The organism is Gilliamella sp. CG25 (genome assembly GCF_046635705.1).
In the GTDB taxonomy this organism is placed as follows: Bacteria; Pseudomonadota; Gammaproteobacteria; order Enterobacterales; family Orbaceae; genus Gilliamella; species Gilliamella apicola_I.
In genome coordinates, this window is the sequence record NZ_JBIDFJ010000001.1 from 1 (window position 1) to 21,386 (window position 21,386).

The 21,386-nt window shown below is 35.2% G+C and carries 23 protein-coding genes and 1 CRISPR repeat array; of the genes, 15 read left to right on the forward strand and 8 right to left on the reverse strand.

The features are described from left to right. The 4 genes from ACGH6P_RS00005 to ACGH6P_RS00020 all read left to right on the forward strand — a co-directional run. The coding region (locus ACGH6P_RS00005) for a DUF2345 domain-containing protein (protein ID WP_411596442.1) at window positions 1-1,551 on the forward strand (1,551 nt) is incomplete at its 5' end. Beyond that, the gene (locus ACGH6P_RS00010) at window positions 1,551-2,714 is read left to right on the forward strand and encodes a hypothetical protein (RefSeq protein ID WP_411596443.1); all 1,164 of its coding nucleotides are present in this window, start codon (window positions 1,551-1,553) and stop codon (window positions 2,712-2,714) included. The genes ACGH6P_RS00005 and ACGH6P_RS00010, both read left to right, overlap by 1 nt. Before the next feature lie 8 nt (window positions 2,715-2,722). Beyond that, window positions 2,723-4,012 (forward strand): hypothetical protein, encoded by a 1,290-nt coding sequence (locus ACGH6P_RS00015; protein ID WP_411596444.1) that lies wholly within the window; start codon window positions 2,723-2,725, stop codon window positions 4,010-4,012. A 1-nt stretch (window position 4,013) separates the two neighbouring features. After that, window positions 4,014-5,111 carry a DUF6708 domain-containing protein gene (locus ACGH6P_RS00020; RefSeq protein WP_411596445.1) on the forward strand — a complete coding sequence of 366 codons (1,098 nt, stop codon included), beginning with the start codon at window positions 4,014-4,016 and terminating at the stop codon, window positions 5,109-5,111. Window positions 5,112-5,153: 42 nt separating this feature from the next. On the opposite strand, the gene ACGH6P_RS00025 is transcribed toward ACGH6P_RS00020, so the two are convergent. Continuing rightward, on the reverse strand, window positions 5,154-5,288 hold the full coding sequence (locus tag ACGH6P_RS00025) for a hypothetical protein (RefSeq protein WP_267369594.1): 135 nt from the start codon (window positions 5,286-5,288) through the stop codon (window positions 5,154-5,156). Between the two features lie 165 nt (window positions 5,289-5,453). Then, window positions 5,454-6,156: direct repeats of the CRISPR family, unit length 29 nt; unit sequence GTGTTCCCTATACACATAGGGATAAACCG. A gap of 280 nt (window positions 6,157-6,436) precedes the next feature. Between ACGH6P_RS00025 and ACGH6P_RS00030 the strand changes: the two genes are divergently transcribed. Beyond that, complete coding sequence (locus tag ACGH6P_RS00030) at window positions 6,437-6,691, forward strand: type II toxin-antitoxin system prevent-host-death family antitoxin (protein WP_267352425.1); 255 nt, start codon at window positions 6,437-6,439, stop codon at window positions 6,689-6,691. After that, a complete protein-coding gene (locus ACGH6P_RS00035) occupies window positions 6,684-6,938 on the forward strand; it encodes a Txe/YoeB family addiction module toxin (protein WP_267352432.1) in 255 nt (84 codons plus the stop codon). The genes ACGH6P_RS00030 and ACGH6P_RS00035 overlap by 8 nt, the downstream gene beginning before the upstream one ends. Window positions 6,939-6,966: 28 nt before the next feature. Here the strand turns inward: ACGH6P_RS00035 and ACGH6P_RS00040 are convergent, their stop codons facing one another. Together ACGH6P_RS00040 and ACGH6P_RS00045 are read right to left on the reverse strand one after the other, a co-directional pair. After that, window positions 6,967-7,206, reverse strand: a complete 240-nt coding sequence (locus ACGH6P_RS00040; protein WP_411589974.1) for a hypothetical protein — start codon at window positions 7,204-7,206, stop codon at window positions 6,967-6,969. Window positions 7,207-7,437: 231 nt separating this feature from the next. Beyond that, window positions 7,438-7,953, reverse strand: a complete 516-nt coding sequence (locus tag ACGH6P_RS00045; RefSeq protein ID WP_267352424.1) for a hypothetical protein — start codon at window positions 7,951-7,953, stop codon at window positions 7,438-7,440. Between the two features lie 461 nt (window positions 7,954-8,414). Between ACGH6P_RS00045 and tmk the strand changes: the two genes are divergently transcribed. The 7 genes from tmk to yciH all read left to right on the forward strand — a co-directional run bounded on the left by tmk (window position 8,415) and on the right by yciH (window position 15,010). Next, window positions 8,415-9,059 (forward strand): dTMP kinase, encoded by a 645-nt coding sequence (gene tmk, locus ACGH6P_RS00050; RefSeq protein ID WP_267352423.1) that lies wholly within the window; start codon window positions 8,415-8,417, stop codon window positions 9,057-9,059. Further along, window positions 9,056-10,042 (forward strand): DNA polymerase III subunit delta' C-terminal domain-containing protein, encoded by a 987-nt coding sequence (locus tag ACGH6P_RS00055; RefSeq protein ID WP_411596446.1) that lies wholly within the window; start codon window positions 9,056-9,058, stop codon window positions 10,040-10,042. Before tmk ends, ACGH6P_RS00055 begins: the two co-directional genes overlap by 4 nt. A gap of 63 nt (window positions 10,043-10,105) precedes the next feature. Further along, window positions 10,106-11,506 (forward strand): MBOAT family O-acyltransferase, encoded by a 1,401-nt coding sequence (locus tag ACGH6P_RS00060; protein WP_411596447.1) that lies wholly within the window; start codon window positions 10,106-10,108, stop codon window positions 11,504-11,506. Window positions 11,507-11,565: 59 nt separating this feature from the next. Continuing rightward, entirely contained in the window at window positions 11,566-12,789 is a 1,224-nt protein-coding gene (locus ACGH6P_RS00065; protein WP_411596448.1) for a DUF459 domain-containing protein, read from the forward strand. Next, window positions 12,773-13,951: a GDSL-type esterase/lipase family protein gene (locus ACGH6P_RS00070; RefSeq protein WP_411596449.1), complete on the forward strand. Its 1,179-nt coding sequence runs from the start codon at window positions 12,773-12,775 to the stop codon at window positions 13,949-13,951. Before ACGH6P_RS00065 ends, ACGH6P_RS00070 begins: the two co-directional genes overlap by 17 nt. 26 nt (window positions 13,952-13,977) lie before the next feature. Further along, entirely contained in the window at window positions 13,978-14,682 is a 705-nt protein-coding gene (pyrF, locus tag ACGH6P_RS00075; RefSeq protein WP_411596450.1) for an orotidine-5'-phosphate decarboxylase, read from the forward strand. A gap of 4 nt (window positions 14,683-14,686) precedes the next feature. Further along, entirely contained in the window at window positions 14,687-15,010 is a 324-nt protein-coding gene (gene yciH / locus ACGH6P_RS00080; protein ID WP_411596451.1) for a stress response translation initiation inhibitor YciH, read from the forward strand. A gap of 54 nt (window positions 15,011-15,064) precedes the next feature. Here yciH and tmaR read toward each other — a convergent pair whose 3' ends face one another. From tmaR to aspS, 5 genes are all read right to left on the reverse strand, one after another. Next, a complete protein-coding gene (tmaR, locus tag ACGH6P_RS00085; RefSeq protein ID WP_065558977.1) occupies window positions 15,065-15,385 on the reverse strand; it encodes a PTS system regulator TmaR in 321 nt (106 codons plus the stop codon). A 272-nt stretch (window positions 15,386-15,657) separates the two neighbouring features. Further along, window positions 15,658-17,124, reverse strand: coding sequence for a 4-hydroxy-3-polyprenylbenzoate decarboxylase (gene ubiD, locus ACGH6P_RS00090; RefSeq protein WP_411596452.1), 1,467 nt, complete (start codon window positions 17,122-17,124; stop codon window positions 15,658-15,660). An 89-nt stretch (window positions 17,125-17,213) separates the two neighbouring features. Beyond that, a complete protein-coding gene (locus ACGH6P_RS00095) occupies window positions 17,214-17,630 on the reverse strand; it encodes a hypothetical protein (RefSeq protein ID WP_411596453.1) in 417 nt (138 codons plus the stop codon). A 10-nt stretch (window positions 17,631-17,640) separates the two neighbouring features. Then, window positions 17,641-18,093: a dihydroneopterin triphosphate diphosphatase gene (gene nudB, locus ACGH6P_RS00100; RefSeq protein WP_267352415.1), complete on the reverse strand. Its 453-nt coding sequence runs from the start codon at window positions 18,091-18,093 to the stop codon at window positions 17,641-17,643. Window positions 18,094-18,103: 10 nt separating this feature from the next. Further along, window positions 18,104-19,861 (reverse strand): aspartate--tRNA ligase, encoded by a 1,758-nt coding sequence (aspS, locus tag ACGH6P_RS00105; protein WP_411596454.1) that lies wholly within the window; start codon window positions 19,859-19,861, stop codon window positions 18,104-18,106. A gap of 272 nt (window positions 19,862-20,133) precedes the next feature. Between aspS and ACGH6P_RS00110 the strand changes: the two genes are divergently transcribed. Together ACGH6P_RS00110 and ACGH6P_RS00115 are read left to right on the forward strand one after the other, a co-directional pair. Further along, window positions 20,134-20,925, forward strand: a complete 792-nt coding sequence (locus tag ACGH6P_RS00110) for a DUF3100 domain-containing protein (RefSeq protein WP_267361320.1) — start codon at window positions 20,134-20,136, stop codon at window positions 20,923-20,925. Beyond that, on the forward strand, window positions 20,922-21,371 hold the full coding sequence (locus tag ACGH6P_RS00115) for a hypothetical protein (protein WP_267352412.1): 450 nt from the start codon (window positions 20,922-20,924) through the stop codon (window positions 21,369-21,371). Before ACGH6P_RS00110 ends, ACGH6P_RS00115 begins: the two co-directional genes overlap by 4 nt. Window positions 21,372-21,386: the final 15 nt, after the last annotated feature.

The following is a 21,386-nucleotide window of genomic DNA, read 5'->3' on the forward strand; positions in this document are numbered from 1 at the left end:
GCTGAAAACCAGACTGACATCACGGCATTAAAAAACATCACACTGGCATCGGGCGATGCGATAGGGTTATTTGCTCATAAATCGGGGATGAAGGTTTTTGCCAACCAAGGGGATATTGAAATACAAGCCCAAAATGCCAACCTGAATATGGCAGCGAAACAAAATGTCAATATTGACAGTGTAGACGGCAAAATGACGTTAACCGCCAGTAAAAAAATCACCTTAATGTGTGGCGGTTCGTATATTGAAATTAGCGAAAAAGGCATTGTACTGGGTACACCGAATAATGTGTACATGAAGTGTAATGTCCTACAAAAAATGGGGGCAACAACGATAAATAGCGCCTTGTTAGCGTTACCCGATATGATAGGTGATTATGCCGTGAAATTTATCTGCAAAGATGAAACCGGAAAAATCTATGCCAACGAGCCTTACATTGCCACGCTGCCTGACGGTAGAAAAGTGCAAGGTAAAACAGATGAAAAAGGATATACAAAAGCCTTTAATACTATAAATGAAAACGAAACAATAACCATAGAAATGATAAGCAGGCTGTTAATTATGCCTAATAACAATGGAAACTCAGAAAGTGGACCTGTATTTACAGCCCAAACAACAAAACCTGAAGGTGGAAATATTGCTGTTCAAGAAGTCGTGCTAAAAAATGTGCCAACGCCTCTATTTGTGCTATTTGCTTATGGTGGCACTGGCGCATCGGACTTTGAAAAAGCAGCAAAACATAAACGGTTGAGGCTATTAAAAAAATATCCAGATGCTGAAGTAAGAATTATTAAAGGATTTCTTTATCCAAATGAATTTAAAGCTGAATGGACAAAACTATATAATGAATTAACTAACTCAGAAACGGCTTATAAATATGCATTGTGGCAAGTTCATTATTTTGGTCATGGTGGACCTGATAAACTTAATTTAAAAGGTGACGGAAATGATATCTATTTTAACGATGAAGACAATATGGAACGTTTACCTTGGCATCCAAATGAAGGCATTATGGTATTACACTCCTGTCGGGGTGGTGCTTATGAAGATCTTGAAAAAAAAGAACTGAGAAATACAAAAATGTGTTTAGCTAATGTCATTTCAATGCAACAAGAAACTCGTTGTTTAGGACAAGTGACTTATGCTAATTTTGCAGCCAATGTTGACGAGTGTAATAATATTTTAGTTGCTACTTCAAGTCAAGGAATGATTCCGGCGCCTACCCCTTCACTAGATAGCGCTTCTTATAAATATCGACCAGAAAGAAAGTTAAATAGTGTACTTCTGTATATTACTTCTTGTGCCTTATGGGGATATGCTTTATTCACTGGTAAAACACATCGAAAGACGTTAGCTAGAATGAAGGAGTATAAAAATAGAATGATTGAACAAGAACAGGTAATGAATGCTATCTATCCCATTTATGAAGAAATAAAAAAACTTGCACCGAAAAATCAAATACTACCTTGCCGAGTTTTTAATAAAGGAGAACTAGAAGAACGTATTGTTGAAGTAGATGTGTTTAATCAAAATGATTTGGAGTATCTTTAATGAAGTATCCAGCTAAAAAAAATAAATCAATACGGAAAAAATTACCCATTTTTGTCATTATTTTGGGTTTTATTATCGGTATTGGCCTTATATATTTAAGCAGTGATAATTCAAAAAAACGAAACCATGAACTTAATCAACCGGAAAATTTAATTATGGATTTTACAATTTACCCTTCAACCATTCCTGAAAATCAATTATTACGTATACACGAAGCTAAAAAGCTGTATGAATCAGCCTTTGACGATCAAGTATTCCATGCGGTAGTTAGTCCGGACAACTTAGTCAAATTTTTAAAACATGCCTGGCAATGGGATAAAAATGCCATGCCGTATTATTATTCTCTCCTTAATTGGCATAAATTCTTTGATGAAGATTACAAAGAAGAAGGGATGATCTCATTTACAGAATTTATGGATAAGTATCGGGATCAGCTAGTGGATAATACAGGTAAACCGTTAGTAGAACCAGAGGTGTTTAAAAGTTCACAAATAAAATGGTATTTAAGGGATCGGTTTGCCGATTTAAAATATCCCTATTTTGCCTATGAAAAAGGTTGGCAAATGGGTTTTTGTGGGTATGATGAACAAGGTATGGCACGCCCCTGTCCAGATGAGCAATTAGAAAAAAGTATTGAGTATTTTAATTACGCCATTGAAGGTGGCTATCACTGTTACGAACATTTGATTGCGCGAATGTTATTTCAACAAGCAGCTCACTATAAAGATCAGAAATATGAACAGCTGAATAAATTAACTGAATACCGCAGAGCATTAAAATCAGACGATTTAAAACAGGCGATAGATTATGCCCAGCTAATGGCAGAGCATAGCTCAATAATAGGCATATTGCGTATGACTGAAGCCTATTTATATGGTTTAGGACGGGAGCAAGATCCGGTTAAAGCCTATGCCTGGTCACTGTTAAGTGATTATGCAAAACAAAAAATTATCGAGATAGGCAGGAATTTAGCGTGGTATGCTTATCAACTACCGCCGGTTTGGGAATATAACAAAGAAATCCAAAATCGTTTAGAGCAACAGCTTACCCCAGCCGAAAAACAAGTGGCATTAGACTATTTGGAAACGCTGAAAACCAAAGTGGTCACATGGAATTATAATAAATGGCGAGATCAGATAGATGATTTTCACCCTAAACCTTAGACGGAATCATGTTTCAACTACAAATGAGCGTTTGCTTGTGTGGCGCAAGTGGATACTCAAAAGTCAGAAAAGTGTTAGACGAATGGTGGCATGAACCGCAAGTGACCCCGACCAACTTATGTATGCGAACCTACCTATTTAACAACAAAGCGTTAATCGCCGATATTAACGAATACTTGGATATTCAACAAAACATAGCGATTAATGAGTCTGCTGATAATAATAGCCATCAGCCAAATGTCGATAAAGCGATTAACTTACTCAACAAATTGACTAAACATGTTAATCGGACAGGGTCGATTATCAATCAGATAGCGGATCGCGGTTTTCCAATAGCATTGTTATCGGTTACCTTTGCTGATCTTGTCAGAAGTTTTTTAAGAGTCACGACTCAAAAATTTAATCAAACAATTCAAAACCGCCTAGGCAACTTAATTTTTGCTAAAATTAGTGATAAGGCATTAGAAATGTATGAATCGGGCTATAATATCAACGGACATTCTTTTACAGCCACCCCTAAACGAGGCGCTCCACAAATAACACGGGTTGCGCGTGAAAATTTTAATCATGCCGATTTAGTCAATACCAAAATCGCCATGATGGTATTTGCATTTAGTAGCTACGAAACTCTCAAAAAATTAATCGATGGTAAATGGAATGGCACACGGGAATTAGCCGAATTAACCGCATCCCTAATGGCAAGTGCAGCAGCGGGCACGCAAATCCTGACCAGTGCAATCAAAAGTTGTATCGACAATAACCCAACATCAAAAACTGCTACCGTAACCTATAATGCGTTTGGGCGATTATTTTTATGGTCGGCGAGTTTTGCGTTGATGGCTGGAGGAGTATCGGCGGTATTGGATTTTTGTGATGGTACAAAAAAACTTATGGGAAATAGTCCTATCATAGGAATTGCATATTATGTGAGAGGTCTAGCAACTCTTTCACTAAGTATTTCACAATTTGCAGTTGCTTTAGGGGCATTAGTGCCATGGTTAGATAATATTATCACGACCAGTATCGAACGAACTATTTGGGTCAAAATGGCTGAAATCGGGTTAGTCATCGGTCGGTTTGCCATTGGTCGAGGTGCAGTGGTGTGGCTGGCGGCAATTAATTTTTACGCGTCTATAATTATAATTGTGGTCAGTGTTTGCATGATTATTTTTGATGACAATGCCATGCAAAAATGGTTTGATCGCTGCTGTTTTAGTAAAGACCTTGAACGTAAAAAATTTAAAGATTTAGGCGAAGAACTCACAGAATGGCATCAAGCACTACAGGAGACTTTTTAATATGTACGTAGGCGAATTTTTATTATGGTTTGGTAACGCCATGAAATCCGAAACCCGTAAAAAATTAAAAATGGGCTATAACCATGCCGATATGATACTCAAAGAAGTGCAAAAAGACTATACCCAAGAATCGGTCAGTGATAACCCCAGACCAATAGGGCCTTACTACGCGTATAACGATCGCTATTTAGAAATTCGAGGCGGAATGTTTGAGAATTTTCGAGGTATTTTGACATGGATTAGTTTACTTATATTTCTGATACCTATAAGTTCTGCTTATAATTCTATATATAGTTTTATTTTGTTGTATAATGATCAAACAGATAAAGTTGCAGGTTACACAACGGCTGTTATATTTTTTACATTTATATTTTTAATTTCAATTTATTTATGCATCCGCTATTTCCGTTATATTTACCGTTTTGAACTCTTCACCATACGCCATATTCGGGTACGCTTTAATCGGGTGACACGGCAAGTCTATATTCAGCGCCCTAAATACTGCGGTGGTACGGTGGTGTTTAAATGGGAACATATTATGCCGTCGAACTTTGGCGAGACTGGCTCGGATATGGGTGGCACTAATATGGTTAATTTAATGACCTTTCACCCGTATAAAACCGGCTTTCCGATTGCCCACTCCGTCGGCATCGGCAAAAACACCTATAACCCACAAGACTATAAAGACGAATGGGAATTTATCCGCCGTTATATGGAGCACGGACGGGACAATCTGCCTAAACCCCGTTTAAGCACCCATTTACCCATGCCTTTCCACGGTTTTAGTGGTCATGTAAGCCCGATGATTCATGCAGCAAAAAATGCGTCTACATTTTGGATGTATATTTTATTAATCCCAGTATTTTTAATTTTATTACCGTTTTACACCGTGGGCTACTTTATTTCGGAATGTTTATGCTGGCAACCCCGTTGGCCGAAGGTGATTCGCCAAGCAGGCAAAACAGGCAAACCAGTCCCGAAAGAAACCACCTTATCGGACTATCCAGAAACAGTACAACAAGCCATATTAGACAGCCGTTTAGAATGGGGCGTACGTGACGAAAAGACAGGCAAACTGGTTGATTATGGCAATGGTTAAAATCATAATGCGTACAGATTGTTAGTTTTGATAGTTATAGGATTAAACATAAATTGATGCTAAATACTTGCCTAAATTAAAGGCAAGATCAGCATTTAACCATTCGTCAAAATCAATTACCGAAAAGTAAAATATACCATTGCTATCAAAATCGGTCGGTGCGCCGAGGAGTTGCAAAAGCAGGCTCTACTTAAAAATCTTTTTAAACATAGTTAACATTATGATAAATATAAAATTACATTCCAGATGCGTATTAAAACCAATCGCCTAAAAAAGCATCAATAAATCGGTAGAATTTTACACCTCTCTATTTTAATTAATAAACAATAAGTTATAATTAGAGTGTTCCCTATACACATAGGGATAAACCGGTATTTGTTAAAACTAGTATTTTAGACCATGTGTGTTCCCTATACACATAGGGATAAACCGAACATGACCACTAATCCACAGGATGATAAAAACGTGTTCCCTATACACATAGGGATAAACCGTTACGGGTATTAATTTTTTCCCGTTTAAAACAGTGTTCCCTATACACATAGGGATAAACCGGACAGCCGCTCTATTTACGCGCGAATTGTTTACGTGTTCCCTATACACATAGGGATAAACCGCTTATTCTAAATATTTTGATATAACAAAAGAGGTGTTCCCTATACACATAGGGATAAACCGTGATCATACTTAAACGTTCAGAGGTATATAAACGTGTTCCCTATACACATAGGGATAAACCGCAAACAATGGGTTCAGCTGATGAGCTCAACACGTGTTCCCTATACACATAGGGATAAACCGAAAACAATCAATTTGCAAACGGGTGTTTATCCGTGTTCCCTATACACATAGGGATAAACCGGGTAATTTCTCCATCACCGTGCGCCTGTATTGGTGTTCCCTATACACATAGGGATAAACCACGATTGGGTCGCTGTACGTGAGATTCGAGGCTGTGTTCCCTATATACATAGGGATAAACCGTTCCCTCTTAGTGAAACATAAAACAGAATTAAGTGTTCCCTGTATACACAGGGATAAAACGAAAATTCCCTAGATAAAGATAAAATTGATGAAAATATCAAGTTAAAAAAAAGCTATTGTGATGGTTGAATTCAGGGGAAAACCTGCAAAATTAATTTTGAATAAAAAACCGGCTTGGGAAGGGTTAGGATGGATATAAAACCTAGATGATGATGAAGAATTTGAAACAGAACTAAAAAATATAAAAATTATTTCAATAATTGAAGGTTAAAATCATTGACATTGTACAGGTTTGTTGTACAATGTTTATTGGTTAATTACTTTTAAGAGGAATAATAATTATGAGACATGTTAGTTATTCAGCTGCTCGAGCTAATTTATCAGCAACAATGGACGAAGTTGTAAATGATAGAATGCCCACAGTTATCACAAGACAAAATGGAGATAACTGTATTTTAATGTCGTATGATGATTTTACAGCGTTACAAGAAACTGCATACTTACTACGTTCTCCCGCTAATGCTCAACATTTGTTAAATTCATTAGAACAAATTAATAATGGGAATTTAAAAGAGCGTGTGTTGAATGATGAATAAATTATTTTCCGATGAATCTTGGAATGACTATCTTTATTGGCAAGCAACCGATAAGAAAATGATAAAAAGGATTAATGAACTATTAAAGGATATTAGCAAAACACCTTTTTCGGGAGTTGGAAAGCCCGAAGCATTAAAATTTAATTTATCAGGATATTGGTCAAGACGCATAAACAGTGAAGATAGGTTAGTTTATAAAATTGAAAATAATTGTATTATTATTTTATCGTGTCGTTATCACTATTAATAAAAGCCAACAATAGTTGGCTTTACCATTATTTAATTAAAATATTTAAAAAAATAAGAAATATTACAAATATAAGTAATACTAAATTTACCATTGAATGGGTATTAATTTTCTTTCTTTCGTCTTCTAAATTTATTTTAGCCGCTAAAATTTCCTTTTTTATTAATTCACTGATTTCAGTTGTGGATTTTTCAACATATTTAGTTAATGTTTTTTTACTAGCGGATAATGAAGCGTTTAAACTTTTTTCTGCATATTTTTCTGTAATTTCATCATATTAAGACATAGTAAATTCTAATAATGATTTGCTCTGAACAATATCAAGATAGGATCATCGTTACTAATTAAGATATTATTTTGTTTCCTATACACATAGGGATAAACTGTTGCTGAAATGTATTCTAATAGTGAGAGAATAGGTTGCTTGATTATATGAACTTTTTTCATGATCATAATCCAATACTTGGTATGGCTAATTCATTGATTAATGCATTAGGGATCATTTCAATTTTTCATCCATGTTTTCGTAAATCTTAATCGGCTTAATGGGAACTAGATCTCCATCTTTTACTTTACATTCGGAATTATTACTTGAAACAACCATAATCTGTCCTCTTTCTAGTTTAAAATCTAAAAGAGCTAATGCTCCCTCTGAAGCCAAAGCCACATAATCTCTGGCATCTGGAGGGAACTCGTAATAAACTACTTTGTTATTATATACATACACAACTGTATTAGAGAATTCTTGAGCTATTCCATATCTAGAATTTGGAAAAGATTCTACTTTCTTAACATCAATATTTTGTTCTCGCATTAATGTAATATAACGTCCACTAATACTGCCACTGATTAACCAAACTTCATCCCATTTAAAATTAGTATAATCAGATAAGGTTATGGTTTTAGGATGATTGTTTTTTACATCTTTTAAAACCTTTTCTAAAGGTGTTTTGTTGCAACTGGTTAATGTTACTAGTGACATAAATGTGACTAATAGTAGAAGTATTTTTTTCATTCCTTGTTATTCCAGATTAATTTTGTTTTATATTCTTGTTTAGATTTGATTGAAAGTCCGCTTAATGATTCTATCTTATCTAAAAACTTTATTTTCTTTTTCAACACTGCTTTGATTACTCATTAATACTACGATAAATTACTTACTAAACTGATGATAAGCGAGCGAAAAAACAATCGATATCTTATATTGACAAGATAATAGATATAAAGTTCACATATACAATGACTTTTCTATAACTGAATAATATCTAATTATTTTTATTCGGATTTATTTGGATGTTATAAACCAATTGCGGCTAAGTAAACAGGATGTTCTACTCTGTCGGTCTATTAAAAAGTTCTCATATTTGATAAGTATTAACATGGTATTTACGATACGAACTAAAATAATCGGTAAAAATAGCGTACAATAGCGCAATGTTTACTTGTACATCAGCTTAATTAATTTAGGAAATAAGTATGACCGGCAAATTTATTGTCATTGAAGGACTTGAAGGTGCAGGAAAAACCACAGCAATTAATACTGTTGCGCGTATTTTAAAGCAATCTAATATTGAAGATTTACAATTTACTCGTGAGCCGGGTGGAACACCGATTGCTGAAGCGTTACGTAATATTATTAAAAATGGTTTAGAACATGAGCCATTAACGGATAAAGCTGAATTATTGATGTTATATGCGGCTCGAATTCAACTTATTGATAATGTTATAAAACCCGCTCTTAAAATAGGAAAATGGGTAATAGGTGATCGTCATGATTTATCCACGCAGGCATATCAAGGTGGGGGACGCCAACTTGATAGCGTATTGATTGAAACGTTACAAAAGCAAGTGTTAGGTGATTTTAAACCCGATTTAACTTTGTATTTGGATGTTGATCCAAAAATAGGATTAATGCGAGCAAAATCTCGTGGTCAGCTAGATAGGATTGAGCAGCAATCTATCCTATTTTTTGAACGTACTCGTCAACGCTATTTAGAGCTTGCTATGCAAGATGATACTATTGTGACTATTGATGCCAGTCAATCAATGAATGTGGTAACACAGCAAATTGAAGACGTGTTAACTGCATGGTTATCATTAATACAGGTTAATAATGCATGATCAAAAATGGATATAGTTGGCTCACGCAGCCATATCAGCAATTAGCGACAAGTATTTTACATGATCGAGCCCATCATGCTTTATTAATTAATTATATTCAAGGTAGTGGTGAAAATGAGCTAATTGAGCAATTATCAAATCGTTTATTATGCCAAGCATCAAGTGATCTAGCCCCTTGTTTAAAATGTCATAGCTGCCAGTTATTTTTGTCTCATCATCATCCTGATTATTATCAGATAACTAACGAACAGGGTAAGCAATCGATCGGTATCGATCAGATTCGAAGTATTACCGCTAAAATTTACGAAAAATCACAGCAAGGCGGTAATAAAGTGATTTGGATTAAACATGCTGCCTTAATGACCGAAGCCGCCGCAAATGCATTATTGAAAACGTTAGAAGAGCCACCTGCAAATACTTATTTTATTTTAAGTGACGATCATAATAGTCATTTATTACCAACTATTTATAGTCGTTGTTTTTCTTATTTTTTACCGATACCTAAGCTTGAACAGTCTATGGATTGGTTGAAAAATATACAGGGTTTGCATTATAGTGATAATGAACTTGCGTCAGCTTTGTTATTAAGCGAAAATGCGCCATTAACAGCAAAAACTTTGTTGGATCCTACAAAATGGCAACAACGTAAAGTATTTTGTGAAAATTTATTGAGTGTTATTCCTAATAATGATTTTTGGACGCTTGGCGTAACATTTGAGCATGACCATTTTATTGATCGCATTAGTTGGTTTTGTGCTTTATTAAGTGATGCTTTGAAAGCAAAACAAAAAGCTGGGCGGTATATTATTAATCGTGATCAAGTGCCATTGGTAAGATTATTGGCAACATTAAGTTATGAAAAAATTACTGCTCTTTATGAACTCTGGTTGAATGCCAGACGTCAGTTAGTGTCAATAACTGGGTTGAATAAAGAATTACTGGTTTATTATGTTCTTTCTCAATCAGAGTTGATTTGCGATTAAATATTTTCATGGAAGTGTTGAGGGATATTATTTTATATGTAAATGTTTTAACGAAGGATTATAGTGAGTTATTTATCAATTGAATTTGGTCTGTTGTTTATCGTTTTTTTTGCTATATATTGGGCATTTAACTTATTACCTAAATTCCAAAATGCCTTGTTACTCGTTTCAAGTTATTTAATTGTAAGCAGTTATAGTTGGCAATTTGCGTTGATTCTTGGTGTTTATACCAGTGTAACTTATCTTATTTCCATTATGATATCGGTTTCAAAAGATCATGCTAAAAGTTGGTTGATTTTTGGCTTAATAATATCGATTAGTAATTTAGCATTATTCAAATATTTTGATTTTTTTCGACAAGAACTACAAGCTTTACTTAACGTCTTTCATATTCCTATTTTATTACCATTATTTTCTGTGCTAATCCCTATTGGGATTTCCTTTTATACTTTCCATTCTGTCAGTTATTTAGTTTCAGTTAAAAGAAAAGAGATTGAAGTAGCTAAATTTTGGGATTTTGCACTTTTTTTATCTTTTTTCCCCAGTATTGTCGCAGGGCCGATCAATCGAGCTAAAGATTTTTTGCCGCAAATTTCAGTTTGCCAACCCCGCCAAATTTTAGAGCCATATCGAGCTTTTATATTAATCATGATGTCAATCATTAAAGTTTATTGTTTAGGTGGTTGGATAAATGATGCATGGGTTAACCCCATTTTTGCCAATCCATTAGAATTTAGTGTGATTGATTTATTAGTGGGTGTATATGCTTATGCAATTCAAATTTATCTCAATTTTTCAGGCTATACGGATTTGGTGACAGGTATTGCTTTGTTGTTAGGGTTTCGTCTACCAATTAATTTTAACCAACCTTATTTATCTTTAAATTTAAGGCATTTTTGGGCGCGTTGGCACATAAGTTTATCTCAATGGATTCGGGATTATATTTATATTCCGCTTGGCGGTAATCGTAAGGGATTTACCCGAACACAAATCAATGTTTTGTTGGCAATGTTTTTATCTGGATTATGGCATGGTGCAGGTATCAATTTTATTATTTGGGGTATTTGCCATGGTATTGGTATTGTGGCTCTGAATATTGGTGATCGCTTTTTTGGTCGTGATGTGATTAGTCAACGCTCACCTTTTATTGCGCGTTTATTAACTTGGCATTATGTCTGTTTTACTTGGTTGTTTTTTTATTGTGAAAATTTATCCGATGCTTTGGATTATTTAATGGCATTAACGCATAATGTGATGATAAAACCACAATATTGGCAGGCTTTTTTAATTATCATGGTTGCTTATTTAGTTTATCCAATGTGTAAAAATCTTCCAAATTTGGCAACGGCACTGTTATCTAAAGTTAATAAATTATGTTTACCTGTGATAATGATATTAATTTTGTGGTGTGTCATTTATTTTGCGCCGTCAGGTATGCCCGATTTTATTTATGCCAGTTTTTAATTGTGTTTTAAAATTTTTTAAGATCAGTTTTGACAAGGAACAGTAATTTGAAGGATTTTATGAAGTTAAGTAATATGCTAACAATGCCAACTAACAAAACCTTATCTGCATTTTATATTGTTATAGTGTTAGTTGTTACAGCTATTGCTTTAATGGTTTTGTTTCATAAATCAATATTGGTTTATTGCCAGCAATCTTACCATTTTGAGTTTTTTGATATGGCATTAATGGTGGATGATGCTAATGTCACTGAGGATGATCAGACAAAATGGACTAATGAATCGTATGAATCAGAGGAGTTAGAAAACACGAATATTGAAAAGGATAATCAAAAACATCCTAATGTCGTGACTGCAAACGCAATTGCAGATAAACAGTTACAACAAAATAACCGGCAAAACAAAACAATAAAATCCAATCACACAACTGAAAATAATAAACAAAAATTACCGTTAATTAAGGGTGATAACCTGCAAGCTACTAATAAACGTCAAACTCATTCTGATAGTCAACTAGACAGTACTCGGACTAATACAGCGTTAGGTAATACGGTAACATTGGATGAATCAAGTAACCCAAGACTTAGCAATGATACCGATTTTACTGAACTTTCACCGATTGTTTTAACTAAAAATGACAAAGTCCTTTTTGCGGGGGATTCATTAATGCAAGGGGTTGCACCATATGTTAAAAAAATGTTATTTAAACAATATAAGATAGAAAGTATTAACTTGAGTAAACAAAGTACTGGGCTTGCTTATCCAAAAGCTTTTGATTGGCCAAAAACAATTAATGATTCAATCAGTGCTGATGCCTCCATTAAATTAATCGTCATTTTTTTAGGCCCTAATGATCCGTGGGATTTTCCTGTTAAGGGATATGCTAAATATGCTAAGTTTAAATCGCAATTGTGGGAAGAACAGTACCGTTTACGTGTTGCATCAATATTAGATATCGCAAATCAACATAATGTAAAAGTACTTTGGCTTTCACCACCTTGTATGCGTAAACCAAAGTTGAATGACGGAATGAATTATTTAAGCCATTTATATGAATCCGAAGTTGAAAAAGCGCATCAACATTTTATGGAAACCAATACATTATTAGGTTGTTCTTACGATCAATTTAACAGCTATATTGAGACTAATAAGCAAAAAATTAAAGTAAGAATAGACGATGGTATTCATTTTACAATAACTGGACAAAAGCTTTTAGCTCAAGCAATTTTGAACCAAATCACATCCACTTTATCAGAGGATTCCCACATTGAATCAATGCATTAAAACTATGGTTGCTGTTTTTTTGGTGGTGTTTACTGTCAGTTTTAGTACTATGGCTGAAAGTATTCCAACGTCTAAGTCTGTGATTGTTGATTTTGGCGATCCAAATGCTAAACAATTTGTTTTACGCTTAAATTCATTAGTCAATAATCAAGACCACACCCATAAAGTTGTTAATATCACCCAATTTGGTGATTCTCATACCGCTGCAGATTTTTTTACAGGCGAATTTAGAGCGTTGATGCAAGATAAATATGGTGATGCAGGTATAGGTTGGGTTCCTCCTATTTGGGTTAAAGGGCAAAACCATACTCGAGTTAGTTTGAAAGATTCTAATTGGGAATTGTTAAGTAGCCGAGTATTAAGTAATCTCGATTTTCCTATGGGCGGTTTTATCGCTAAACCTATTAATTCTCAAGCTTCTGTTGAGTTGGCACTTAAAGCAGACGATAGAGATATATGGAAAGTTAGCCTTATTTTTAAAACTAAGAAAATAACTAAAAATCCATTAAGTATCTATAATAAAGATAAAATTACCTTTAGTTTCAAGAATAAATTTGGTGGTTGGCAAACGACAACGTTTACTTCAACGCTTCCTATTACCATTAAAAGTAAAGATAGCACTGAAATTGGTGGATTTTGGTTAACTCGAGCCAACAAGTCGGGTGTTATTGTATCTGCGATTGGTTCGAATGGGGCTAAGCAAACAATTTGGCAAAAATGGCGTCCTCAGTGGTTTCAGGAATTATTATTATCCAAAAGCGATTTGGTTATTTTGGAGTATGGAACAAACGAGAGTTTCGATGAGACTTTAGATGCAGATGAATATCGGAAAAATTTAGTCTACAACATTCGTAAAATTCGAAAATTATTGCCGAATGCTGCAATTTTATTGATTTCACCTCCTGATACAATGATTAATCAAACTGAAATTCCAAAGTCTTATAATTTAGTAAAAAGGATTCAAAAACAAGTGGCTAAATCAGAAAAAACACTGTTTTGGGATTGGCAGGCCGCTATGGGGGGAAGTCATTCGGTTAAGCTTTGGTCTAAGTATGGATTGGCTCGGTCAGATTTAGTACATCAAACCTTGCAAGGCTATAAAGAAAGTGCCAAAATCTTTTATAATGATTTAAATGAATTTGTTAAAAAAAATAGCGATTAGTTATTAATAAAAGGAATAAATCTGTTATGTCTTCACCTATTATCGTTGCTGTTGATTTTGCTGATGTTAAATCAGCTTGGAATTTTATTGATCGTGTTGAGCCAAAAGATTGTCGTTTAAAAATTGGCAAAGAGCTTTTTACGCATGCGGGGCCCGATTTTATTAAACAGATTATGAATAAAGGTTTCGATGTTTTTTTGGATCTGAAATTTCATGATATTCCAAATACTGTTGCGAAAGCGATAATTGCTGCTGCTGATTTAGGTGTTTGGATGACAAATGTTCATGCTAGTGGTGGGTCTCGGATGATGCAGGCGGCGAAAGACGCACTCTATCCATATGGTAAAGATGCGCCTCTTTTAATTGCGGTAACTGTTTTAACAAGCATGGAGTCGGTAGATCTTCAAGAAATCGGTATCCCTGTTTCGCCTTTGGAACAAGCCACTAAATTAGCTTTGTTAGCCAAAAATTGTGGGCTTGATGGCGTAGTATGCTCCGCTAAAGAAGTGCAAAGTTTTAGAACTCGCTTAGGGAGTGATTTCAAGTTAGTGACGCCAGGTATCAGACCCGCCGGTTCAAATGCTGATGATCAGCGTCGAATTATGACGCCACAACGTGCGCAAGCCGCAGGATCGGATTATCTGGTTATTGGTCGTCCGATTACGCAAGCAGAAGATCCTTCATTAGCATTGCAAACTATTTTATCAACCCTTGATTTGAGCAAGAGTTAATTTCATGATGTCTGATAATCCACTTGTTTATTCTACCGATCAAGGTCGTATTAAATCGGTTGAAGTAAAAGAATCTCGACCTAAAGGGGATGGGATTATTCGAATTCAACGCCAAACATCCGGACGTAAAGGCAAAGGTGTGTGCGTCATTTCAGGATTTGATTTTGATAATGCCCAACTTCAAAAAATAGCTGCGGAACTCAAAAAACGTTGTGGTTGTGGTGGCGCAGTTAAAAATGGTAGCATTGAAATTCAAGGCGATAAACGTGATTTACTCAAATCTTTGCTGGAAGAAAAAGGCTTTAAAGTAAAGCTAGCCGGTGGTTGAGTTGTGGTAATTGTCTTTACTCCCATTATTGAATGGGAGTAAATCTGCTATATGTTAGTGAGAACGATAGCTACGCATTTTGTTGCTGATTTCACGGCGTTCTTTTGAAATTTCAGCATTTTTGATAATATAATCATCTACACGATCATCATAATCACTTTTCATGTTAGCAATAATCGCTTGAAGTTCGTCATAAGTCATATCTGGTTTTATATAATCACTCAAATTTTCAAGTAATAATACTCGTTTTTGGTTATCTCGGATTTTTTTCTCATTATCGGATATTTCACGTTTTAATTTGTTTAAACGACGTGATAAACGAATATATTCTAATACATCTTGAAATGATGGTGCGGCGTTTTTTTCCTTGTCCATCTATAACCCCTTATTTCTAAAATTGGAAAAAATAAATTATGACTAATTATATACTAATAAATTTATAGATGATAATTAAATCTGTTTTGAGTGTTTATCAATTTTAAGTTATATTCAATGCAAAATCATTGATATTACAATAAGTTAATACCGTTCAATGTGAGCTTGCTTATGATTTTAACGGCTATTTATTTATTCCTATTTGTCATCAACGATAAATATCGATGCTATTGATCCAATGTAGAGTGTTTAATTGAACTTATTAAGTCTGTTTACTCTAAGCCAAGTTTATCCCAAATTTCATCGATATAAGCCACAACTTTTGGATCTTTTTTGATGATTTTTCCCCATTCTCGCTGAGTTTCGCCTTGCCATTTATTGGTCGCATCTAATCCCATTTTTGAGCCTAACCCAGAAACAGGCGAAGCAAAATCTAAATAATCAATCGGCGTATTGTCAATAAATGTGGTATCACGATGAGGATCCATGCGCGTTGAAATAGCCCACATGACATCTTTCCAATCTCGGGCATTGATATCATCATCACATACAATAACAAATTTGGTATACATAAATTGGCGTAAGTAAGACCAAACGCCCATCATGACACGTTTAGCATGACCTGGATACTGTTTTTTGATGGTCACAATTGCAATTCGGTAGGAACATCCTTCGGGTGGTAAATAAAAATCGACAATTTCAGGAAATTGTTTTTGTAAAATAGGGATAAAGACTTCATTTAAAGCGAGTCCCATTACGGCCGGTTCATCGGGTGGACGACCCGTATAGGTAGAGTGATAAATCGCATCTTTTCGACGAGTTAGATGAGTTACCGTAAAAACAGCAAATTTTTCAACTTCGTTGTAGTAACCTGTATGATCACCATATGGGCCTTCAGGCGCTAATTCATTCGGATCAATATAGCCTTCTAAGATAATTTCGGCGGTAGCGGGGACATCTAAATCATTGGATAGCGATTTTACTACTTCAGTTCGACTATTCCGTAACAGACCTGCAAAGGCGTATTCTGGTAAGGTATCTGGTACGGGAGTGACTGCACTTAAAATGGTTGCTGGATCTGCACCAATGGCAACGCTAACAGGAAACTTTTCATTAGGATGAGCTTGTTGCCATTCTGCAAAATCGAGCGCTCCTCCTCGATGAGATAGCCAGCGCATAATTAACTTATTTTTACCCAATAATTGTAAGCGATAAACGCCGACATTTTGCCTTTCTTTATAAGGTCCTTTCGTTATCGTTAGTCCCCAAGTTAAAAGTGGTGCTACATCATCGGGCCAACAATGCATGATCGGCAGACAAGTTAAATCAACTTCTTCATTTTTAAAAATCAATTCCTGACAAGGCGCAGATGATCGTCGCTTAACAGGCATATTTAATATTTGCTTATATTTGGGTAACACATTAAAAAATTGTTTAATGCCTTTTGGTGGTTCAGGCTCACGTAAAAAAGCTAATAATTCACCAATTTCACGTAATTGTGATGTATCTTCTAACCCCATTCCCATCGCAACACGTTTGGGTGTTCCAAATAGGTTACAAAGTACGGGCATGTCATAACCAATAGGATTTTCGAATAATAAGGCTGGGCCTTTAGAACGTAAAACACGATCTGCAATTTCGGTCATTTCCAGATAAGGATTAACAGGATAGGGAATACGTTTTAATTCACCTTGTTCTTCAAGATAATTTAAAAAATCACGAAAATTGGTCAAGTTCATAAAAATAATTACTCCCTATTAATCTGCCTTTGTTTACACTAATTTAAGGTAGTCTAACATCCTAAATGTTAACGTTATTTTGTCATCAACTAGTCAGCGTCAAAATTTTCACTATAAATAGGCACTTGTTGATTTAGATTGCATTTCACAATTTTAGGTAATAATGTTTTAAATTGCTGTTGGTCGATATCAATAAATTTATTTTCATCTACTTGATAAAAAAGATATTGGGTCGTTTGATCTTCAAACTCAAAAGAAGCAATCCAATAGTTTCTATCATCATTGTTTTCATTAGCAAACACTTTGATGATGGTATTTTCTCTTATTTCAGGTTGATTATGTAATTTGTGTTCGATAATATTTTCGGCAATTTGCGAATCGATTTCATCGAAAATGATATAATCAGTTTTGTTGGTTTGGCATGTTTTAATATTTATTTCAGCATAACTATTAGGTATAAAATACAATAAGCTTGATAACATAATGGCATACTGACTTAATTTCATTTCCTACTCCTTAGTTAATCTCGTTTAATTGAATAATTTCATTAATTGCTTCTTGATTATTTGGCGATGCTGTTATTTTAGCTGCATCGCTAATTGTCAACCATTGATAGGCTAAATGTTCAGTAAGCGTTGGTGTTATTTCATTTTCGAGCGGTAAATAAAACCAATGTTCTTTATTTATTTCAACTTCAGGTGCATATCGATGCCTAAATTGTGGAAAAATCTTGAATTCAACCGTATGGTTAGTATCGATTAAATTAAGATTTTTACCTAAAATATCAATGCCTGTTTCTTCAAAAACTTCACGAATGGCAGTTTCAACCGGCAATTCGTTATCTTCCATGCTACCTGTTACTGACTGCCAAAAATTGGGATCATCTTTGCGTTGTAGCATAAGACAACGCAAAGTTTTTTGACAGTAAATAACAACTAAAACAGATTCAGGCTTTTTGAACTTTTGCATTAAGACATCACTATTTTTTGCTAACTTCAATACCAAGCTCAGCTAATGCATTAGGATTTGCCGGGCTTGGTGCATTTGTCATTAAACAAGTTGCCGCTGTTGTTTTAGGAAATGCGATAACATCCCGGATATTATCGGTACCTGTTAATAGCATACTTAATCTATCTAAACCAAATGCAAGTCCTGCATGTGGCGGTGTACCATATTTTAGCGCATCAAGTAAAAAGCCAAATTTTTCGCGTTGATCGTGTTCATTTATACCTAAAATAGAAAACACAGCTTGTTGCATTTCACTACGGTGAATACGTACTGACCCTCCACCTACTTCATATCCATTGATAACCATGTCATAAGCGTTAGCTATCGCGTTTTCAGGATTTTGTTTAAGCTGTTCTGGCGTCAAGTCTTTTGGTGATGTAAACGGATGGTGCATCGCACTAAGACCTTCTTCCGTTTCTTCAAACATTGGGAAATCTACTACCCAAAGCACAGCCCACCTATTTTCATCAGTCAGATTTAAATCTTTACCTACTTTTAATCGTAGTGCACCTAATGCATCACTGACAACTTTATAACTATCTGCCCCAAATAATAAAATATCACCATCTTTGGCATTAGCACGATTCAACAGTGCTTCCATTTGCGTTTCATTAAAGAATTTAGCAACCGGACTTTGTACCCCTTCAAGACCTTTATTACGGTCGTTGACTTTAATCCATGCCATACCTTTAGCGCCATAGACCGAAATAAATTGTGTGTAATCATCTAACTGTTTACGGGTTAACTGGGCTCCGTTTGGTACGCAAAGTAATGCAACTCGACCTTTTGGATCATTTGCTGGGGTTGAGAATACGTTAAAATTGACATCTTTTACTAAATCGGCAACATCTATTATTTCTAATGGATTTCGTAAATCAGGTTTATCGCTACCATAACGGCGCATCGCTTCGGCAAACGTCATGATAGGGAATTGACCTAAATCCACATTTTTAACATGTAACCAAAGTTCACGGATCATTTGCTCCATAACTTCACGGACTTGCTCTGCGGTCATAAACGAAGTTTCAACATCAATTTGTGTAAATTCTGGTTGGCGATCTGCACGTAAATCTTCATCACGAAAACATTTTACAATTTGATAATAGCGGTCAAAGCCAGACATCATTAATAGTTGTTTAAATAATTGCGGTGATTGTGGCAGTGCATAAAACTCACCATTGTGAATTCGACTTGGTACAAGGTAATCACGCGCACCTTCTGGCGTTGCTTTGGTTAACATAGGGGTTTCAATATCAAGAAAACCATGCTCATTCATAAAGTTACGTACAAACGCAGTAATTTGAGCACGAGTTTTGAAGATGTTTGTCATTTCAGGACGACGTAAATCAATATAGCGATATTTTAAACGCTGTTCTTCACTGTTGTTTTGGTTAAAATCAAGTGGCAGCACATCACTGCGATTGAAAATTGTCAGCTCAGTGGCTAAGATTTCAACTTCACCCGTAGCCATGTCTTTATTTGCTTGTCCTTCTGGTCTTGCTCTTACTTTTCCTTTAATTTGAATGCAAAATTCATTACGTAGTTCACTGGCAAGTTGATAAGCTTGTTGATATTCAGGATCAAAAAATACTTGTACAATCCCTTCGCGATCACGCATATCAATAAATATCATACCGCCAAAATCTCGACGCTTATTGACCCAACCGCATAATGTGACTTCTTGATTAATATGAGATGCTGTTAAATGACCACAATAAATTGAACGCATAAAATATCCTGTTTAAATACCAATCTTATAAAAAAATATGAGGTATTATAAATCAAATAGTGTCCTTATAAAGGCATTTGTTGAGATTTATTCTTTAATTATTTTTGCGTCATTGAAATATATTGTTTGGTTATGTGTATTTAATGGTAGATGCGTGTTGACGCAAGTAATCTGGGTTATGTATATTAGCTGTGCAAAATAATAATTATTATGATAATAGCTGTCATGGATAGTTTTATTGACCGGAAATTTATGTAAAGAGGCGTGAAAGGATGGAAATTTTAAAAGACTATAGAGTGCACTTGCTTGCGCTGATAGTTGTTTTAGTATGTGAGTTTGTTGGTAGGCAGTCTATCTGGATTATCATGTTGTATCCTATGCTATTTGCCATGATTATTGGTGGTCTTATCAGTCTTCCTAAATTAAAAATCTTAAAACATAAAAATATGCTTCATGCTAGTTCGGTGATGATTGTGACGTTAATGTTACTGATTGCCAAATTAGGCGTTGCGGTAGGGCCTAAAATTGATATGATTTTGCATGATGCCAAGTTGGCTTTGATTTTCCAAGAATTAGGGCATTTTGCGGGTACTATTTTACTCGGTTTACCGTTGGCAATGATGTTAGGTATGAAGCGTGAAGCGGTCGGGGCAACCTATTCTGTTGCACGTGAACCCAATATTGCCATTGTGGCAGATAAATATGGATTGGATTCGCCCGAAGGTCGTGGTGTCATGGCAATGTATGTTTGTGGTACGCTCTATGGGGCGATTTGGATGAGTATCCTTGCTAGTGTAATGGCAAAATTAGACGTTCTTCATCCATATGCATTAGCCATGGGGGCAGGGGTTGGTAGTGGTAGTATGATGGCGGCATCACTTGCGCCGATAAGTGACCTTTATCCGAATATGGCGAGTGACATCAAAGCTTATGCAACAACGGCTAATTTAATGTCTAGTATAGTTGGTATTTATATTTATACATTATTCTCACTACCGTTTGCTTCTTTTCTCTATAATGTTTTTGCTCGTTTCCAAAGCAGTAAAAGGAGCTCACTATCATGAAGATTTTCGAAACAGTTTTTTTATTGATTTTAGTCGCAATTATCATGGCTGCTGGCAATACAGTCGGTTATCATGTTGATTTTATGCTGTCATTACAAGCTTTAGCTGTGCTTGTCGCAATATCGGTTGTTGGTTTTTTTATAAGCAAAGTGCCATTATTCAATAAACTTCCTGTTATTTTGTGGGTGTCAGTTGTGGCGGCTGTGGCTTCTTCACCGATATTTCCATTTCATGAGCAAGTTGTTGCGATAACTGAACATGTCTCTTTACTTGCTGTTTGTACACCAGTGCTTGCTTACGCTGGATTAGCCATTGGTAAAGATCTTGCTTTATTCAAAAGTATCTCTTGGCGAATTATCCCCGTTTCATTAGCGGTGTTTTCCGGTACTTTCCTTTTTGCCGCCATCATTGCCCAAATTACCTTAAAGTGGGAAGGTGTGATTTAATATTAGGTAGGATTT

Bases quoted from the DNA above. Each gene is read 5' to 3' on its own strand.
- ACGH6P_RS00010 (WP_411596443.1), top strand. From the start codon at position 1,551: ATGAAGTATCCAGCTAAAAAAAATAAATCAATACGGAAAAAATTACCC.
- ACGH6P_RS00015 (WP_411596444.1), top strand. From the start codon at position 2,723: ATGTTTCAACTACAAATGAGCGTTTGCTTGTGTGGCGCAAGTGGATAC.
- ACGH6P_RS00020 (WP_411596445.1), top strand. From the start codon at position 4,014: ATGTACGTAGGCGAATTTTTATTATGGTTTGGTAACGCCATGAAATCC.
- ACGH6P_RS00030 (WP_267352425.1), top strand. From the start codon at position 6,437: ATGAGACATGTTAGTTATTCAGCTGCTCGAGCTAATTTATCAGCAACA.
- ACGH6P_RS00035 (WP_267352432.1), top strand. From the start codon at position 6,684: ATGAATAAATTATTTTCCGATGAATCTTGGAATGACTATCTTTATTGG.
- ACGH6P_RS00045 (WP_267352424.1), bottom strand. From the start codon at position 7,953: ATGAAAAAAATACTTCTACTATTAGTCACATTTATGTCACTAGTAACA.
- tmk (WP_267352423.1), top strand. From the start codon at position 8,415: ATGACCGGCAAATTTATTGTCATTGAAGGACTTGAAGGTGCAGGAAAA.
- ACGH6P_RS00055 (WP_411596446.1), top strand. From the start codon at position 9,056: ATGATCAAAAATGGATATAGTTGGCTCACGCAGCCATATCAGCAATTA.
- ACGH6P_RS00065 (WP_411596448.1), top strand. From the start codon at position 11,566: ATGAAGTTAAGTAATATGCTAACAATGCCAACTAACAAAACCTTATCT.
- pyrF (WP_411596450.1), top strand. From the start codon at position 13,978: ATGTCTTCACCTATTATCGTTGCTGTTGATTTTGCTGATGTTAAATCA.
- yciH (WP_411596451.1), top strand. From the start codon at position 14,687: ATGATGTCTGATAATCCACTTGTTTATTCTACCGATCAAGGTCGTATT.
- tmaR (WP_065558977.1), bottom strand. From the start codon at position 15,385: ATGGACAAGGAAAAAAACGCCGCACCATCATTTCAAGATGTATTAGAA.
- ubiD (WP_411596452.1), bottom strand. From the start codon at position 17,124: ATGAACTTGACCAATTTTCGTGATTTTTTAAATTATCTTGAAGAACAA.
- ACGH6P_RS00095 (WP_411596453.1), bottom strand. From the start codon at position 17,630: ATGAAATTAAGTCAGTATGCCATTATGTTATCAAGCTTATTGTATTTT.
- nudB (WP_267352415.1), bottom strand. From the start codon at position 18,093: ATGCAAAAGTTCAAAAAGCCTGAATCTGTTTTAGTTGTTATTTACTGT.
- aspS (WP_411596454.1), bottom strand. From the start codon at position 19,861: ATGCGTTCAATTTATTGTGGTCATTTAACAGCATCTCATATTAATCAA.
- ACGH6P_RS00110 (WP_267361320.1), top strand. From the start codon at position 20,134: ATGGAAATTTTAAAAGACTATAGAGTGCACTTGCTTGCGCTGATAGTT.
- ACGH6P_RS00115 (WP_267352412.1), top strand. From the start codon at position 20,922: ATGAAGATTTTCGAAACAGTTTTTTTATTGATTTTAGTCGCAATTATC.